Genomic DNA, 16289 nt, shown 5'->3' with positions numbered 1-16289 from the left:
CGTCTGAGCGCGCCCATCGTCTAGCGGTTAGGACACCGCCCTTTCACGGCGGTAACAGGGGTTCGATTCCCCTTGGGCGTACCAGATCTTTCAAGCACTGAGCTCCGTTTTGAGACGATGCGTCGAATATCCGACGAATAACGCCAGTGAATTTGCCTGAACAGTTCGGCTGCGGACGGAGGAATACCGGCGCCGGCTTTCCATGGTGTCCAGCCCTTGGTCGGCGGTCCTTCAGTCCGCGGTCGCGCACGCAGTGCCTCCAATTCGAACGTCTGGTGATCGCGCTGATTATCCATGAAAGCCGTGCAAAGAGAGGTTGACGTTTGCGAGGGACCGTTCAGCGGACCGCTCGTTCATGCTTTGTTGGGACTATTTGCTCATCATCCCTGGCGGCAGAGGGGACCGGTGCCGATGGAACGACTATCTTTTGGACGAGTCTGCGGTGTAACGACCGTCGTGCTGATCGCCATTTGGGGCGTGCAGAAAGCCGGCGATCATATATGGCCGAGGCATCCAGCCGCCGTCGTAAACTCGGCATTGGTGCCGGAATACGAACTGAGGCGTCAAAGAGACGAGGCATGGATAAAGCGTTACGCGCTTTGGCTGACCTAGCGCCGAACAGGAATTAACCTCCTATACACCTTCCGCCTTGCACGGCGGTGATCGCGGTGCTTTGGATATCCTCTCTGTCCGTTGGGAAGGGTTGGGGGCGTGGATGCGATACAGCAGATCGCCGACCTGTTCGGCCTGAAGGCGGTCGCGATCGGCCTGCTGATCTTCATTCCGCTGGAACGGCTGTTTCCGTTGCGGCGGCTGCAACGGATTTTTCGCAAGGGCTTTTTCAACGACCTGTCCTACGCGGCCTTCAACGGCTTCGTCGTCAACTTCGTCGGCGGCCTGATCTTCGTGCCGATCTTCAGCGCGCTCGCCTTGCTGGTGCCGGACGGGGTGACGACGGGGGTGGCGGGCCAGCAGACCTGGATGCAGGTACTGGAAATCATCGTGCTGACCGACCTTGGCGTCTACGCCGCGCACCGCACCTTTCATGCCGTCCCGATCCTCTGGCGCTTCCATGCCATCCATCACAGCGTCGAGGAAATGGACTGCCTCGCCGCCTTCCACGTCCACCCCGTCGACCAGATCGTCACCAAGGCAACGGCGCTGCTGCCGGTGTTCCTGCTCGGCTTCAGCGGCGAGGCCATCGCGCTCTATTCGGTGATTTATATGGGGCACACGATGCTGGTCCATTCCAACACCAAGATCGGCTTCGGCCGCTGACCTGGCTGATCGCCGGTCCGCAGTTCCATCACTGGCACCATGCCGGCGAGCGAGCCGCCTATGACCGCAACTTCGCCGGCCAACTGGCGCTCATCGACCTGGTGTTTGGCACCTATCGCGTGCCTACAGCCTCAATGCCGGCCAAGTACGGCGTCGACGATCCGATCCCCTCAAACATCTTTGGCCAGATCGGTTATCCCCTGGTGCCGCGCAAGGCGGTCACGACCGGGGATAGACCGCGGTCGGAACCGTGAAGCTTGCGCTACGGTTAGATGATTGCGCACTCCTAATTTAGACGATGCTTGCACTCCTGCCGTGACTACGCGATGCTCAGTTGGGGCAATAATGGGGGCGGGTTTTGCGTAGATACCGACATTTCGTGTACGTCGCGCACCGCGGCGGCGCATGATCACAGACCTATTTCTCACTGGCGTCGCCGCTTTTTCTATCCTGATTCCACTCTACGTCATCCTCAAATGACAACCCTGGTCTTGGCTCTTCCGCTCGTGGCGGGAACTTCGAGCGGCAAAACCGAGCTTGCGAGGCCGTTACAGCGCGTTCCTCCCGGTCACCAATGCCAGTCTATCAGACCTCGGTCTCTCTCCCGATCCTACGCGGCCAATGGCTGGCCGATGCGATTTGGCAGGGGGCGGCACCGCGTCGACAATATCGCCGGCTACGACGTCGGCTGCAGCCATGCCTTCGCGCTGACCGCTCGGCTCCTCTATCTTGTCGAGCGGACGGGCCGGTGATTAAATGGATGCGAAAGGAGCGCTCATATGATGGTTCACCTTTCGGCCGATGTACGCGCTCCCGCGGCAACGCCCCCAAAATATCTCTTTGGTCCGCTCGCGGATTTTCTGATGCTTGGCGGCAGCGCATTCCTGATATTGCCGGCGCTGTACTTCGTGCCACTGAGGTACGAAAGTCTGGTGGCGGCGACGATGCTCTTCCTGGCTTATGTGATCAACTATCCGCACTTCGCCCACTCATACCAACTCTTCTACCGCAATTTCGGACGGAAGCTGCGCGGCGACGGCTACGACAGGAACCTCCAGCTCCGCTACATCTTCGCCGGCATCGTCGTTCCCCTGCTCATGGGCGCATTTTTTGCCTACAGCTCGATCACGGCGAACGCCCGGCTGCTGGGAAACGCAACCAACGCGATGTTCTTTTTCGTCGGCTGGCACTACGTCAAGCAAGGCTACGGCATGTTGATGGTGGATGCCGTCCTGAAGCGCAGGTTCTTCACCGATCCGGACAAGAAAATCCTACTGATCAACAGCTATGCCGTCTGGCTGTTCGCATGGCTTCAGACCAACACGGCGGTCAGCCGGGGAAAGTACCTGGGACTGGAGTATTATACGTTTGCCACCCCTGCATGGCTCAATGCGATTGGGCTGTCGGCCGCGGCCGCGTCAACGGCCGCCACTGCCGTGATGCTGATCAATCGTTGGGGCAGGAATGGCGGCAGCCTGCCATATAACGGCGTCATCGCCTACGTCGCGTCGCTCTATCTCTGGATTCTGATTGTAAGGACAAATCCGCTCTGGCTGCTCGTGGTGCCGGCGCTCCATTCCTTGCAGTACCTGGCGGTGGTCTGGCGCTACCAGAGCAATGTCGAGCGTGACGGGCGCGATGTCGAGAAAGTTCCGCCGTCCGGAATCCTGTCCATTCTTGGTCCGGCCTACAGGGTGCGGCTTGTGGAGTTCATCAGTGCTGGCCTCCTCCTCGGCGGTCTGGGTTTCTGGCTGATTCCGACCGCGCTGACGGCCCTTATCCCCTATGACCAGGAGGTGCTGGGATCGTCGCTGTTCTTCTTCATCGTGTTGATTTTCATCAACGTGCACCACTATTTCCTGGACAATGTGATGTGGCGCCGCGGCAATCCCGAGGTCTCGAAATATCTGTTCCGATAGAGCATTTTTGCGGCCACGCGGAATCGCTCGGCGTGACGCGGAAATGAACCGGGAATGGGATTTACTTCCGCCCGAGCCAGTCCATTGCTTCGGAATTTTGGAGGCCTCGCCTCGGAATCGAACCGAGGCTTCCGAGATTTGCAGTCTCTAGCGTAGCCGCTCCGCCACGAGGCCATGCGTGCTTTGGTAACGTGCAGAAGTTTAAAGATTCTTCATGTCTTGGGTAAAAATTTCGGCAACACCCCATTGCGGAAAAGAGCCTGACCACGGGGCTCGAGGCCAGCAGCTTCGTGGTCAGACTGCGTGTCTAACTGCCGACCAGCGGCACGGTCACCGTCGTCGCGTAATTGATCGGGAAGCCGTCGAAGTATGGGAAGTCTATGACGAAGGCATAGGTGGCGGTCAGATGCGCCATGCGAAAGCCGCCGCTCGCCGGATCGATGGCGATCGTGACGTTGACATCGTGCAGGCCCAGGGCCTGCAATTTCTGCGTCGCGATCGACTGGAGGGCAGTTTGGGACAACGTGTTGTTAAGTTGCAGGGACCGTGCGGACGCCTCCAGCGTGTAGCGAACGCTGGAGGCCGAATTCATCGACCAGCCGAAGGCGAAGATTCCGAATAGCAGCATGATAAGGAACGGTGCGATGAGCGCGAATTCGAGCGCGGCTCCGCCCGATCGATCGGCCTTGAAGCCTCCCGCATTACCGAACACGGATCAGCTCCTGCTGGCCGATCGTGCTGGGGGCGGAAAAGACGCCGAAGGTGAAGGGAGGTGTCCATGTCGCCGATGCGTCGATCTGGACAAAGACCGACGGTGCCTTCGGCCCGCTGCACAAGGTCGAAGCGTCGACCACGGTCGTTCCGCATTTGTAGATCCGGCTCAGCGTGACCTGACCGTCGTCCGGCATCCTCTCCCAGTTCGCCAGTGCTGCGGCCTGCGTCGCGCTGTCGTCGGCCGAGCCCGCCAAGAGCATGTTCGCTGCCGTCTTCACGCTGGCGCGCATCGACAGCGAACTCGTGACGTATGACCAGCCGTCGGCTATGCCGAGCAGTACCAGACACAGGATGGGCAAGACCATCGCGAACTCAACCGCGGCAGTGCCCGCGTCTTCGCGAATGGCTGGAATCAATCGATAGGCCCCGGGCTTCATTCGACAATCGCGACTGACGCCGCCGCCGGGAGGTCCTTCATTCCCAGACTCGAGCAGTCCTGGTTGATCGTGGAATTGCCGGACCACTGGATAGTGTCGGCGACAACCTGCGTGCAGCCATTCTTGCCTGAGAAGTTGCCCAGGTAGTTGACTTGCTGCTTGGAGAAATAGATGGCGCCTGTCAGCAAGGAATCTGCAGTACCGTTGAAGGTGCTCTGCGCCGCCATGCCTGTCCTGTCACCGTAGAACAGCATACCGGAATAGGTGCCCGACTGAGGCGCGCTGAGCGTCACGGTCGCATTCCCGTTCATGCTGACGGTGCTGCTGCCCGCCATGAAGATGGTGACGCCGCTGCCCGTGACGACTGCCCCCGCGTTGATCTTCAAATTCCCCTGAACGACATAGACGCCGGGCGAAAGCGTGACATTTCCGGAGAGGTCCATGCCACTGCAATAAGTCCCGGGCTGGATTGTTTGCGTCGTCTTATTATTTTTGAGAGTCTGGCATGGGTTGCTGGCGGCAGGCGCTGGCACGCTGGCGAACGGATCGGGTATGGGCAAGGCCTGGGTGATCGGCGCCTTGCAGATCGTGGTCACCGGATTGTTCAGCACGACGCCGCCCGCCGAGATCAGGCAGTCGGCCTGGAGAGCCGCCGATCCCTGCACCTTAATGGCGTCTTGGGCGATCGAATTCGTCATGATGACGCAGCCGGTGAGCTTCATGCTGGCGCTGCCGGAGACGAGCACCGACTGCGAGGCCGAGGGATCGAGCGCCCGGAGGCAGGCCTTGGATGCGTCAGTGATGAGCGCCACCGCCCTCGCCTGTTCTGGAACCTGACTCTGGGTGAAGATCAGGGTGAACATACGATTGAGCTTTTGGCCGACGATAACTTCAACCGCTTTCTTGGCCGTGTTCGGCCCGGATGCCGGCGGTGTATTGACGACGATCGTGCCGGCGCCAAGACCATTCGTTGCAGCAGACTGGGTCGCGGCAGCGACGATCGTCGGCGTATCCGAACCCGAGATCTGCTCCAGTGCGCCGGCATAGGCTGCGGCATCCGCCGTGGCCTGCAGTCTCAAGCTGTTATAGTACCAATAGGAGGTTTCCACGCCAAAACCCGCCGCACCGACAACGATCGGCAAGGTGAGGGCAAAGATGGTGGCGACATTCGCCGATCTGCTGCGGCGCATGCTGGCCGCCATGAGCCGGATTCGGGTGAAGCAGTTGAACACCATAATCCATTAGAAAACACGCATGTATGAATGAACGCCTAAAAACTTTGGCTCATTTTTGATGAAGGCCGCCATTCTTAATGGGTGCACGCGGCCATCTGGACGAACAGGGGGCCAACGGACGGGGCGCCGGCTGTTTACCGTTCCCTGACGAAACGACCACGCCGCGCTGCATGGGGGAGCCGGTATGGGGACAGGATCAAGCGGCCCGGCTTAGGACCTATCACCGCGAACTGGGATCAGCGCCGTCTGGCCCCAACAACATGCGACGGCACCGGCAGTGGCCGACTCGAAGGATGAGCCAAGAAAACTCGAACCAGTAGCGCGATCTTTGGGATGATATCTGCTTCAGGCGGAAAGAACTGGAGCTGGCTCAGCAACCGACCCAGCCAACAGTTCTCTTTGTACGGCAAGGAAAAACCTGCGTACTTCGTCACTGGCCGCCGTTCTGTCCCTGCCCGTCCCGACAACGAGATCGAGCAACTCCGCCGCTTTTGCCTTCCAGAACGAGGTGGCGGTCTCGCCATGCAGATTGCCGAGCCTGGCGGCAACTTCCCTGACCAAGAATAACTGACGATCGATCGGGAACGCACGGACTTTTTCTGGGGACATCTTCCGAACCATGAAACTGACGCAACGAATCAACCATTGCCGAACAAGCAATGGCTAACCGCGAAAGTGGAAACGGAAGCTTAACGGCGCCGGCCAATGCATTCCCCGCACGCGAATTGTCATACGCACTCGAAGCTGAGCTGGTTTACGCCATTCGGCGCGGCTCTCAAGCCTGCAGTGCTCGCGCCTCACCGCCGCGCTTGCGTGGCGCCATCATGTCGCCCGCCATAAGTCCGGTGACGCGGCAGAACGCCATGAACGCCCGGCAGGCGTCTTCGGTCTTGACCACATCGACGGTCGCGCCAAAACAGGCATTGAAGGCTTTCTGATACACGGGCCCCTGCCGGCGTGCCGGCCAGTCCTGCAGAAAATCGAGCGCCTGCTCGACGCCGTAGATTTCCTCGACGGGCAAGCCGGGACCTGGTGCAATGCGCACCGGCACCTCGAATTGCAATCTGTCCATCCGACATCTCCCGAACCGGCATAGTCCCAAGCAACGCCGCTCGTCGTAAAAAGTTGCTCGCCATCTTATGTCGTGAGAATGTGTCGCCACTGCGGAAGCGGACGATTTGCCGCAGTCAACCGCGACCGTTTGCTGCGGCAAGGACCAGCAGACGCCCGTGAACTTTCGAACACGGACGTCTTGAACCCTCGGTCACTGGTTGGCCGGATCGGTCTCCGCGTCGAAGGCCATCCGCGCCACCGTCAGCAGAACGTAGGCTGACGGCAAGGCGAACAGGGCGCCGAGGACGAGCGCTCCGGTTCTCGACAAATAGAGCGTCTCGGCGATCGCCCAATAAACGGTTCCGATACCGATGAGCGCCTGGACGGAAAGAAATGAAGCAGCCGAGGCCGCGCGTGACAGGCTTTTGAATGTCTTGATACGCTGTTGCATTGCAATGATCCGAAAATGACGCGCCGCGCCACCAATGCGCGGCTCTCGGCCGCCGCACGGGTTGCGACGCGAATGGCTTGGAATGGAGGTGAACGTGCGGTCCCGGACCGCTCAGGCTCGCGTGGAGGGAGGCGCACGCGGCTGGTTGGTGCTGACACGGGGCGCGCAGACCGGCCCATGGCCGGCGACAAACATCTCCGGCGACGTCGGGGCGGGGCGACGGAAGACAGCCTGCGGAACCGGGAGGGCCGGATGGCCGCCGGCGAACTTCGCAAGCACCGGCCGGGCGCCGCGAACCTCCAGCGCCTGGGCCTTGTTGGCGACACGCAGCAGCGCTGCGACCTCACCCGACCGTTCGAGGCCAACGCTGGCACCGCCTTGCGCGGCATCCCAGGAAATGGGCGTGTCCGGCCGGCCGAGACACAGCATCGCCAGCAGCACCAAGCCCATCAGACATGAGCAGGCTGCCGTCAGTGGCGATTCAAGGGACTTGATGCGCCGGACCGCCGGGAACGGATGCGACCTCCAAAACATCACCCCGCCTAACGCACGATGGCCACAATGGAAAGCGAACGCCATGCAAAACCGGGAAAAGGATCGCCTCGGCATGCGAATATCCCGGCGCTGGAGCTGCATCAGGCAGTTCTTCCTTGAACCTTTCGCCCCCAAGTGCCAAATCTGGTGACATCTTAGCGCCAGCACTCCTGCGGCGCGCCACCTTCTATACGGACAAAATGGTCACCTATCTCGACGCCGCCACGGCACCGCTCAGAAACACCGGCCAGATCCGCCTTTATGGCGAGGAAGGCTTTGCCGGCATGCGCAAGGCATGCGACCTCACCGCGCGCTGCCTTGACGAACTGGTGCCGATGGTCGGCCCCGGCGTCACCACCGACACGATCGACCGTTTCGTCTTCGAGTTCGGCATGGACCACGGCGCACTGCCGGCCACGCTCAACTATCGCGGCTATACGAAATCGTCCTGCACCTCGATCAACCACGTCGTCTGTCACGGCATTCCCGACAACAAGCCGCTGAAGGATGGCGATATCGTCAACATCGACGTCACCTACATCCTCGATGGCTGGCACGGCGATTCCTCGCGCATGTATCCGGTCGGCACGATCAAGCGGGCGGCCGAACGCCTTCTCGAGGTCACCCACGAATGCCTGATGCACGGCATCGCCGCCGTCAGGCCAGGCGCGCGCACCGGCGCCATCGGCGCCGCCATCCAGACTTATGCCGAAGCCGAGCGCTGCTCGGTGGTGCGCGATTTCTGCGGCCACGGAGTCGGCCAGCTGTTCCACGACGCCCCCAACATCCTGCACTACGGCAATGCCAATGAAGGCGTGGAAATGCGCCCCGGCATGATCTTCACCATCGAGCCGATGATCAACCTCGGCCGACCGCATGTGAAGGTGCTGTCGGATGGCTGGACAGCGGTGACACGCGACCGCTCGCTGTCGGCGCAATACGAGCACACTGTCGGCGTAACCGACACCGGCTGCGAGATCTTTACGCTGTCGCCCAAAAAGCTCGACCGCCCCGGCTTGCCCGCCTAGGAGGCCGTCCTCTCTATCGTCTGGTTGTTTTCGCGCCTATTTCCAGTGTTTGCGTGGCCGCCGGTCTTCGTCCTCGTCCTGGTCTCGGAACCAGCGCATTATTTCGCGGCAACTGCGCGGACGGCCATCGCTGACCCTGCCATCGGTGCATGGATCGAAGCGTTCGCGCGGGTATTAGTCGTGCCTTTCCCGATAACGCTCGCGGCGATCCAGCATGCGCAGGATCTCCCGGCTTGGGCGCCCCCCATTGCCGCAACATTGCGCGAAAGTTGGAAACTACTCATTCCTTGCCGCCGACTGGGGAGCAATTCCGGCTGCTCGACGGCTGTGGGCTGATTGACAGCGTTGAAAAGACAAAAGACCTCGACCGCCCCTGTCCGCCGTCCTAGTATTTCGTGGGGATCAGCGATCATTGCTCAGCTGCGGGCTGGATATGGGCGGCGCATGGCGACACAAGGCGACGACGATGAGCGGAGTTTCTTCTCCGAGGTGCCGGTGCGGTCGGCGGCGAGAGCCAAGGCGGCAGCCGATGAAAAGCCGCATTATCTCGGCCATCGCGATCGCCTGCGCGAGCGCTTTGCGTCGGCCGGCCCGGATGCCTTGCCCGACTATGAGCTTCTGGAACTCCTGCTCTTCCGCCTGATCCCGCGCGCCGACACCAAGCCGGTGGCCAAGGCGCTGCTCGCCCGCTTCGGCACCTTGGCCGAGGTGCTCGGCGCGCCCGTCGGCCTGTTGCAGGAGGTCAAGGGCATCGGCCCGGCCGTGGCGCTCGAACTGAAGGTCGTCGCGGCGACCGCCCAGCGCATGGCGCGCGGCGAGATCCACGGCCGCGAAGTCCTGGCCTCATGGCAGCAGCTTCTCGACTATTGCCGCTCGGCCATGGCGTTCGAGGCGCGCGAGCAATTCCGCATCCTGTTCCTCGACAAGAAGAACGCGCTGATATCAGACGAAGTGCAGCAGACCGGCACGGTCGACCACACGCCCGTCTATCCCAGGGAAGTGGTCAAGCGCGCGCTCGAACTGTCCGCCACGGCCATCATCCTGGTCCACAACCACCCTTCCGGCGATCCGACGCCGTCACGCGCCGATATCGAGATGACGAAAGAGATCATCGAAGCGGCCAAGCGGCTGGGCATCTCAGTCCACGACCACATCATCATCGGGCGAAAAGGCTATTCCAGCATGAAGGGCCTGCTGCTGATCTAGACGGCGGGACTGGCGCCAGGCCAAGGGCAAGAGCCGGGATTTTTCAATCAACATAGTCGGCTCTAGAATTGCGACCCCAAAATAAGCTATAATGGGCCAGGTATTTCCCTGGACGGCTTCGCGCCTCTTGGAATGCCTGGAGGAACGGGACATGGCCGTAGCGCTTGTACTCGTTTTGATCGTCGTGGGCTCAGTGTTGTTTCACCTGCTGAGCCCATGGTGGTGGACGCCGATTGCCTCGAACTGGGCCTATATCGACAATACCATCATCATCACCTTCTGGATCACCGGCATCGTGTTCGCCGCAGTGGTTCTATTCATGGCCTATTGCGTCTTCCGTTTCCGTCATCGGGAAGCCAACCGGGCTGCCTACGAACCTGAAAACAAGCGGCTCGAATCGTGGCTGACGATCGTCACCGCGGTCGGGGTCACGGCGTTGCTGGTTCCCGGCCTGTTCGTCTGGAGCCGGTTTGTCAACGTCCCAAGCGACGCAACCGACGTCGAAGTCGTCGGCCAGCAGTGGCAGTGGAGTTTCCGTCTGCCCGGCAAGGACGGCAAGCTTGGCACATCCGACACCCGCGACGTCTCCGCCGACAATCCACTGGGCGTGATCGGCGGCGATCCCAATGGTCAGGACGATGTCGTGGTCGAAGCGGCCGATCTGCATCTGCCGGTCGGCAAGCCGGTCAAGATGCTGCTCCGCTCCATCGACGTGCTTCATGATTTCTATATCCCGGAATTCCGCGCCAAGATGGACATGATCCCGGGCTCGGTCACCTATTTCTGGTTCACTCCGACCAGGACCGGGACCTTTCAGGTCTTGTGCGCCGAACTCTGCGGCCAAGGGCATCCCTTGATGCATGGCGTGGTCGTGGTCGACACGCAGCAGGACTACGTGGCCTGGCTTGGCCAGCAGCAGACTTTCGCGCAGTTGTCGGCGCCGCAGCAAACCGGTTCGGTAGAGCAGGCGCCGGGCAAGACGACGGGTTTGAAAATTGCAGCAAAGCTCGAAACGGCCGGAGCTCGCTGAGAAGGACCGGAGGTGTTCCTATGGTCGACATCACCCCTGCGGACGGCATCCCGCCCGCCGAAGTCGCGGAAGTGGAACTCTATCATCCGCGCAGCTGGTGGACGAAATACGTTTTCTCGCAGGACGCCAAGGTCATCGCGATCCAGTATTCGGCGACAGCAACGGGCATCGGTCTGGTCGCCCTGGTGCTGTCCTGGCTGATGCGGCTGCAGCTCGGCTTCCCCGGCACGTTCGACTTCATCACTCCGGAGGCCTACTACCAGTTCATCACCATGCACGGCATGATCATGGTGATCTACCTGCTTACCGCCCTCTTCCTCGGCGGCTTTGGCAACTACCTGATCCCGTTGATGGTCGGCGCCCGCGACATGGTCTTTCCCTATGTCAACATGCTGAGCTACTGGATCTACCTGCTCGCCGTGCTGGTTCTGGTGTCGGGCTTCTTTGCGCCCGGCGGACCGACGGGGGCCGGCTGGACGCTGTACCCGCCACAAGCCATTTTGAGCGGCACACCGGGTGGCCAGGGCTGGGGCATCATCCTGATGCTCTCGTCGCTGATCCTGTTCATCATCGGCTTCACGATGGGCGGCCTGAACTATGTGGTGACGGTGCTGCAGGGCCGCACGCGCGGAATGACGATGATGCGCCTGCCGCTGACCGTCTGGGGCATCTTCACCGCGACCGTCATGGCGCTGCTTGCCTTTCCGGCGCTGTTCGTCGCCAGCGTGATGATGCTACTCGACCGCGCGCTCGGCACAAGCTTCTTCATGCCGGCGATCTCCGAGATGGGCGAGCAATTGCCGCACAATGGCGGCAGCCCGATCCTGTTCCAGCATCTGTTCTGGTTCTTCGGCCATCCCGAGGTCTACATCGTGGCGCTGCCGGCCTTCGGCATCGTATCCGACCTGATCAGCACCCATGCCCGCAAGAACATCTTCGGCTACCGGATGATGGTCTGGGCCATCGTCGGCATCGGCGCGCTGAGCTTCGTGGTCTGGGCACACCACATGTATGTCAGCGGCATGCACCCCTATTTTGGGTTCTTCTTCGCCACCACGACACTGATCATCGCCATTCCGACGGCCATCAAGGTCTACAATTGGGTGCTGACACTGTGGCGCGGTGACATCCATCTCACCATACCGATGCTGTTTGCCCTGGCCTTCATCGTCACCTTCGTCAACGGCGGGCTGACCGGGCTGTTTCTTGGCAATGTCGTCGTCGATGTCCCACTGTCCGACACCATGTTCGTCGTTGCCCACTTCCATATGGTCATGGGTGTCGCCCCGATCCTCGTGGTTTTTGGCGCGATCTACCATTGGTACCCGAAGGTCACCGGCCGGATGCTCAACGAGATGCTGGGCCGGTTCCATTTCTGGGTCACCTTCCTCGGCGCCTATCTGATCTTCTTTCCCATGCACTATCTCGGCCTGATGGGCGTGCCGCGGCGCTATGCCGAACTGACCGACATGACGATCATGACGGAGTCGGCCCACCACCTGAACTCGTTCATCAGCATCATGGCGTTCATCGTCGGCTTTGCCCAAATGGTGTTCCTGTTCAATCTGATCTGGAGCATCCGCCATGGCCGCGAGGCCGGCGGCAATCCGTGGCGGGCCACGACCCTCGAATGGCAGACGCCGCATACACCGCCGGCCCACGGCAATTTCGGCAAGGATCTGCCGATCGTCTACCGCTGGGCCTATGACTACAGCGTGCCGGGCGCCAAGGAGGACTTCATTCCGCAGAACATGCCGGGCTCCTTCGGCCCCTCGAGGGAACCGGCATGAGCGTCATCCTGGTCTTCCTGCTCGTCATTGCCGGTTTTGCCGGATGGTGGCTTTCACACCAGAGGCTGATGGGCAAGCCATGGCTCGAGCAAGGCCTGGCCAGCGATTTTGTCGCCTTCGACAGGTCGGCGCTGCCCACCGCCAAGATCGGCCTCGGCGTCTTCCTCGCCGTTGTCGGCTGCCTGTTCGCGCTCTTCACCAGCGCCTATTTCATGCGGATGACGGTGTCGGACTGGCAGCCGCTGCCGCTGCCGCGGCTGCTCTGGTTCAACACCGGCGTGCTGATCCTGAGCAGCGTAGCCCTGCAATGCGCCTCGGTGGCGGCGCGCAGGGGCCAAGTCGACATGGTCAGGCTCGGTCTTGTCACCGCCGGGCTCACGGCGCTCGCCTTCCTGATCGGACAGCTCATGGCATGGCGGCAACTGACCGACGACGGCTATCTCCTGAGCTCCAATCCGGCCAACAGCTTTTTCTACCTGATCACCGGCATGCATGGCCTGCACATATTGGGCGGGCTTGTGGGCCTCGGCAGAACCACCGCCGGCGCCTGGAATGGAGCGCGGCCGGAGCGGCTTCGCCTCAGCGTCGAACTGTGCGCCATGTACTGGCATTTCCTGCTCTTCGTCTGGCTCGCCATCTTCGCGCTGCTGGCCGGCTGGGCCGCGACATTCGTCGACATTTGCCAACGATTGCTGACCTGAGAGGATCAAGCGGATGGCAGAGACACTGACACATATCGGCCAGACGGAACCACGGCCCACGGGCTGGCAAGGCATTGCCGCCGACTGGTCCTCAGATCAGCGTGCGTTCAAGAACGTGTCCTGGGGCAAGGCCATGATGTGGATCTTCCTGCTCAGCGACACCTTCATCTTCGGCTGCTTCCTGCTCTCCTACATGACCGCGCGCATTTCGACGCGTGTGCCGTGGCCCAATCCGAGTGAGGTTTTTGCGCTTCGCATCGGTGGCTCCGATATCCCGCTGATCCTTATTGCCATCATGACCTTCGTGCTGATCTCAAGCAGCGGAACGATGGCCATGGCGGTCAATTTCGGCTATCGCCGCGACCGCCGCAAGACGGCGATCCTCATGCTTGTAACCGCGGCACTCGGCGCGACCTTCGTCGGCATGCAAGCCTTCGAATGGACCAAGCTTATCACCGAAGGGGTGCGGCCCTGGGGCAATCCCTGGGGCGCCGCGCAATTCGGCTCATGCTTCTTCATGATCACCGGTTTCCACGGCACCCATGTGACGATCGGGGTGATCTTCCTGATCATCGTGGCCCGCAAGGTCTGGCGTGGAGACTACGACACCGGCCGGCGCGGATTCTTCACCAGCCGCACGGGCCGCTACGAGAATGTCGAGATCATGGGGCTGTACTGGCACTTCGTCGATCTGGTCTGGGTGTTCATCTTCGCATTCTTCTATCTTTGGTGAGAGGCAGATATGGCTGAAGCAACCGCAAACGGCCTGGGGCAACACGCACTTCACACTGGCCATGCACATGAAGCGCCGGCGGCCATCGTACATGCCGACTTGCATCAGGAACATCCGATCAAGCTCTATCTGGTGGTCTGGGCATGGCTGTTCATCCTCAGCACCTGCTCCTACCTGGTCGATTATTTCGGCCTTCACGGCTATCTCAGATGGTCGCTGATCCTGATCTTCATGATCCTCAAGGCAGGGCTGATCGTCGCTGTCTTCATGCACATGGCCTGGGAACGGCTGGCGCTGGCCTATGCGATCATTCTGCCGCCGATACTGGTGCTGGTGTTCGTGACCATGATGGTCTTTGAGGCCGACTACACGCTTTTCACCCGGCTGTCGTTTTTCGGAGCCGGCCCCTGACGCGCACACCGGATTTGCCCTTGGCATTTCCGGGCAGAACCCACGGATCTCGCATGCGTGCAGCCCTCTTGCCGGCGCCTTGAAACTATCGGCCGCTGGTCCAGTTTTCCTAAAAATGGACCCGGGTTTGCCGTGCTGATCTTCGGTTCGGAAAAGAACATGCTCAAACAAGGGAGGCCAGGATGACGATCGCAAACAAATTGAAGGACTTCATCGACGGCAAGGGAATTTCCTACGACACCGTCGCTCACCATCGCACGTCGACAAGCCGGCAGGCGGCACTAGCCGCGCATGTGCCCGGCAGCATCATGGCGAAATCCGTGGTCGTTCACCACGAGCTTGGCTATACGCTGGCCGTGGTTCCGAGCACCCACAGGATCGAACTTGGCAGGTTGCAAGACGTCATGGACAAGCGTCTTGGCCTTGCTTCCGAAGACGAGGTGATTTTGCTCTTCGATGATTGCGACACTGGCGCCATCCCGCCGATCGGCGCCGCCTACGATGTGCCAGTGATCGTCGATGAAAGCCTTGGCGACGCCGCCGACGTCTACTTCGAAGGCGGCGACCATCGAACGCTGGTGCATGTCAGCGGCAAGGATTTCCGCAATCTGACCATGGGCGCATACCAGGGCCGCTTCAGTCACCCGGCCTCCTGACGGCTTCGATCAGCCCTGCACCGGCACCTCGCCGATGCAGGGAGGCGCAACGTCCTCAACTCGCCGACCCGGCTGGCGGCTCCACGACCTTGCGGTAGACATGCCAGGTGGCGTGACCGAGGATCGGCAACACGACGGCCAGCCCGACGAACACCGGCAGCGACCCGATGATCAGGGCGACGGCGACAATCAGTCCCCAGACAGCCATGGTGATCGGGTTCGCCAGCACCGCACGCACCGAGGTGTGAATGGCTTCGTAGGCGCCGACGTCGCGATCGAGCAGCAATGGGAAGGCGACAACCGTTGTGCACAAAACCACCACTGCGAAGACGAAGCCTATGGCATGCCCCAGGACAATCAGCGACCAACCGCGTCCGGTGGCGAATATCTCATTGATGAAGCTGGATATCGATTCCGGCGGAGCCGGACCGAAGAGATATTCGTAGAAGAGTTTCGCCGTCAAAAGCCAGGTGATGAAGATTGCCAGAAGCATGATCCCGACCGCCGCGATGGCGGGGAGCGCCGGAGAATTTCTGACTTCGAATGCGTGCCGCCAGGAAGTGTCGAGCCCGGCTTCCCGTCTGCGGCTAATTTCATAGAGGCCTATCGCCGCGAACGGGCCAACCAGCGCGAAACCCGAGACCAGTGGAAACAACAACGGCAAAGCATTGGCGCCGGAAGTCCAGGCGGCGAGCACGACTCCCACCAGCGGATAGATCAGGCAGAGAAAAACGATGTGCGATGGTTTGACCATGAAATCGTCGACGCCCCGCTTGAGCGCGTCGAAAAGGTCGGAAACACCGATTTTTCGAATTCCGATATGTTCCAGCGTCTCGCTGGAACCTGCAATCACGTGAAAGCTTGCCATGACCGTTCCTCCAGACCTGGTCCGGTAAAGTCGCGGTTTCGTGGTGCTGCCGTTCTGTGTGACTGGCCACGCAAAACCGCGACCTGCACCGCAAACAACATACTCTCTTGCCGGAGACTTGTCGCGCTTTGTCAGAGGGAGACCCGCCGGTCTGGCTAGCTCCGGCGGGGTTTTTTCGATATTCTGGTACAGCGCCGCGTGCCCTTTTTAGACACGCGAAGGGCGCCGTACCACGTTGATTGACG

The 16289-nt window shown here is 60.9% G+C and carries 18 protein-coding genes and 2 tRNA genes; 11 read left to right on the top strand and 9 right to left on the bottom strand.

Annotated elements, in window-relative coordinates; genetic code table 11:
• The first annotated feature begins 9 nt into the window (after nucleotides 1-9).
• From EN824_RS05480 to EN824_RS05470, 3 genes are all read left to right on the top strand, one after another.
• Nucleotides 10-84, top strand: a tRNA-Glu gene (locus tag EN824_RS05480).
• Nucleotides 85-711: 627 nt separating this feature from the next.
• On the top strand, nucleotides 712-1278 hold the full coding sequence (locus tag EN824_RS05475) for a sterol desaturase family protein (RefSeq protein WP_167531456.1): 567 nt from the start codon (nucleotides 712-714) through the stop codon (nucleotides 1276-1278).
• A gap of 779 nt (nucleotides 1279-2057) precedes the next feature.
• On the top strand, nucleotides 2058-3197 hold the full coding sequence (locus EN824_RS05470) for a hypothetical protein (RefSeq protein ID WP_135864337.1): 1140 nt from the start codon (nucleotides 2058-2060) through the stop codon (nucleotides 3195-3197).
• 98 nt (nucleotides 3198-3295) lie between these two features.
• Here the strand turns inward: EN824_RS05470 and EN824_RS05465 are convergent.
• The 8 genes from EN824_RS05465 to EN824_RS05430 form a co-directional block, all read right to left on the bottom strand.
• A tRNA-Cys gene (locus tag EN824_RS05465) sits at nucleotides 3296-3371 on the bottom strand.
• A gap of 133 nt (nucleotides 3372-3504) precedes the next feature.
• Nucleotides 3505-3909: a TadE/TadG family type IV pilus assembly protein gene (locus tag EN824_RS05460; RefSeq protein WP_127276694.1), complete on the bottom strand. Its 405-nt coding sequence runs from the start codon at nucleotides 3907-3909 to the stop codon at nucleotides 3505-3507.
• Nucleotides 3899-4348: a TadE/TadG family type IV pilus assembly protein gene (locus tag EN824_RS05455; protein ID WP_127276692.1), complete on the bottom strand. Its 450-nt coding sequence runs from the start codon at nucleotides 4346-4348 to the stop codon at nucleotides 3899-3901. Before EN824_RS05455 ends, EN824_RS05460 begins: the two co-directional genes overlap by 11 nt.
• Nucleotides 4345-5583, bottom strand: a complete 1239-nt coding sequence (locus tag EN824_RS05450; RefSeq protein WP_167531455.1) for a pilus assembly protein TadG-related protein — start codon at nucleotides 5581-5583, stop codon at nucleotides 4345-4347. Before EN824_RS05450 ends, EN824_RS05455 begins: the two co-directional genes overlap by 4 nt.
• A gap of 345 nt (nucleotides 5584-5928) precedes the next feature.
• Nucleotides 5929-6192: a DUF6074 family protein gene (locus EN824_RS05445; RefSeq protein WP_127872639.1), complete on the bottom strand. Its 264-nt coding sequence runs from the start codon at nucleotides 6190-6192 to the stop codon at nucleotides 5929-5931.
• Between the two features lie 166 nt (nucleotides 6193-6358).
• Nucleotides 6359-6655: a DUF982 domain-containing protein gene (locus EN824_RS05440; RefSeq protein WP_127276690.1), complete on the bottom strand. Its 297-nt coding sequence runs from the start codon at nucleotides 6653-6655 to the stop codon at nucleotides 6359-6361.
• 192 nt (nucleotides 6656-6847) lie between these two features.
• Nucleotides 6848-7087 carry a hypothetical protein gene (locus EN824_RS05435; protein ID WP_127872640.1) on the bottom strand — a complete coding sequence of 80 codons (240 nt, stop codon included), beginning with the start codon at nucleotides 7085-7087 and terminating at the stop codon, nucleotides 6848-6850.
• A 111-nt stretch (nucleotides 7088-7198) separates the two neighbouring features.
• The gene (locus tag EN824_RS05430) at nucleotides 7199-7621 is read right to left on the bottom strand and encodes a hypothetical protein (RefSeq protein WP_127872641.1); all 423 of its coding nucleotides are present in this window, start codon (nucleotides 7619-7621) and stop codon (nucleotides 7199-7201) included.
• Between the two features lie 200 nt (nucleotides 7622-7821).
• Here EN824_RS05430 and map point away from each other — a divergent pair, with 200 nt between their 5' ends.
• The 8 genes from map to EN824_RS05390 all read left to right on the top strand — a co-directional run bounded on the left by map (nucleotide 7822) and on the right by EN824_RS05390 (nucleotide 15176).
• Nucleotides 7822-8649, top strand: coding sequence for a type I methionyl aminopeptidase (map, locus tag EN824_RS05425; RefSeq protein WP_127872642.1), 828 nt, complete (start codon nucleotides 7822-7824; stop codon nucleotides 8647-8649).
• 444 nt (nucleotides 8650-9093) lie between these two features.
• On the top strand, nucleotides 9094-9855 hold the full coding sequence (gene radC / locus EN824_RS05420) for a DNA repair protein RadC (protein WP_127276682.1): 762 nt from the start codon (nucleotides 9094-9096) through the stop codon (nucleotides 9853-9855).
• A 151-nt stretch (nucleotides 9856-10006) separates the two neighbouring features.
• Nucleotides 10007-10885 carry a cytochrome c oxidase subunit II gene (locus EN824_RS05415; RefSeq protein WP_127872643.1) on the top strand — a complete coding sequence of 293 codons (879 nt, stop codon included), beginning with the start codon at nucleotides 10007-10009 and terminating at the stop codon, nucleotides 10883-10885.
• A gap of 20 nt (nucleotides 10886-10905) precedes the next feature.
• On the top strand, nucleotides 10906-12675 hold the full coding sequence (gene ctaD, locus EN824_RS05410) for a cytochrome c oxidase subunit I (RefSeq protein ID WP_127872644.1): 1770 nt from the start codon (nucleotides 10906-10908) through the stop codon (nucleotides 12673-12675).
• Nucleotides 12672-13376 (top strand): cytochrome c oxidase subunit 3, encoded by a 705-nt coding sequence (locus EN824_RS05405; protein ID WP_127872645.1) that lies wholly within the window; start codon nucleotides 12672-12674, stop codon nucleotides 13374-13376. Before ctaD ends, EN824_RS05405 begins: the two co-directional genes overlap by 4 nt.
• Nucleotides 13377-13389: 13 nt before the next feature.
• Nucleotides 13390-14109 (top strand): heme-copper oxidase subunit III family protein, encoded by a 720-nt coding sequence (locus tag EN824_RS05400; protein WP_127872646.1) that lies wholly within the window; start codon nucleotides 13390-13392, stop codon nucleotides 14107-14109.
• Between the two features lie 9 nt (nucleotides 14110-14118).
• Nucleotides 14119-14520 (top strand): cytochrome C oxidase subunit IV family protein, encoded by a 402-nt coding sequence (locus EN824_RS05395; RefSeq protein ID WP_127276671.1) that lies wholly within the window; start codon nucleotides 14119-14121, stop codon nucleotides 14518-14520.
• Nucleotides 14521-14702: 182 nt separating this feature from the next.
• Nucleotides 14703-15176 (top strand): aminoacyl-tRNA deacylase, encoded by a 474-nt coding sequence (locus tag EN824_RS05390; RefSeq protein ID WP_127276669.1) that lies wholly within the window; start codon nucleotides 14703-14705, stop codon nucleotides 15174-15176.
• A 55-nt stretch (nucleotides 15177-15231) separates the two neighbouring features.
• Here the strand turns inward: EN824_RS05390 and EN824_RS05385 are convergent, their stop codons facing one another.
• Nucleotides 15232-16044 (bottom strand): DUF2189 domain-containing protein, encoded by an 813-nt coding sequence (locus tag EN824_RS05385; protein WP_127276667.1) that lies wholly within the window; start codon nucleotides 16042-16044, stop codon nucleotides 15232-15234.
• Between the last annotated feature and the right edge of the window lie 245 nt (nucleotides 16045-16289).

The organism is Mesorhizobium sp. M8A.F.Ca.ET.181.01.1.1, assembly GCF_004792025.1.
Classification (GTDB): domain Bacteria; phylum Pseudomonadota; class Alphaproteobacteria; order Rhizobiales; family Rhizobiaceae; genus Mesorhizobium.
This window is presented reverse-complemented; position numbering and strand designations above follow the sequence as displayed.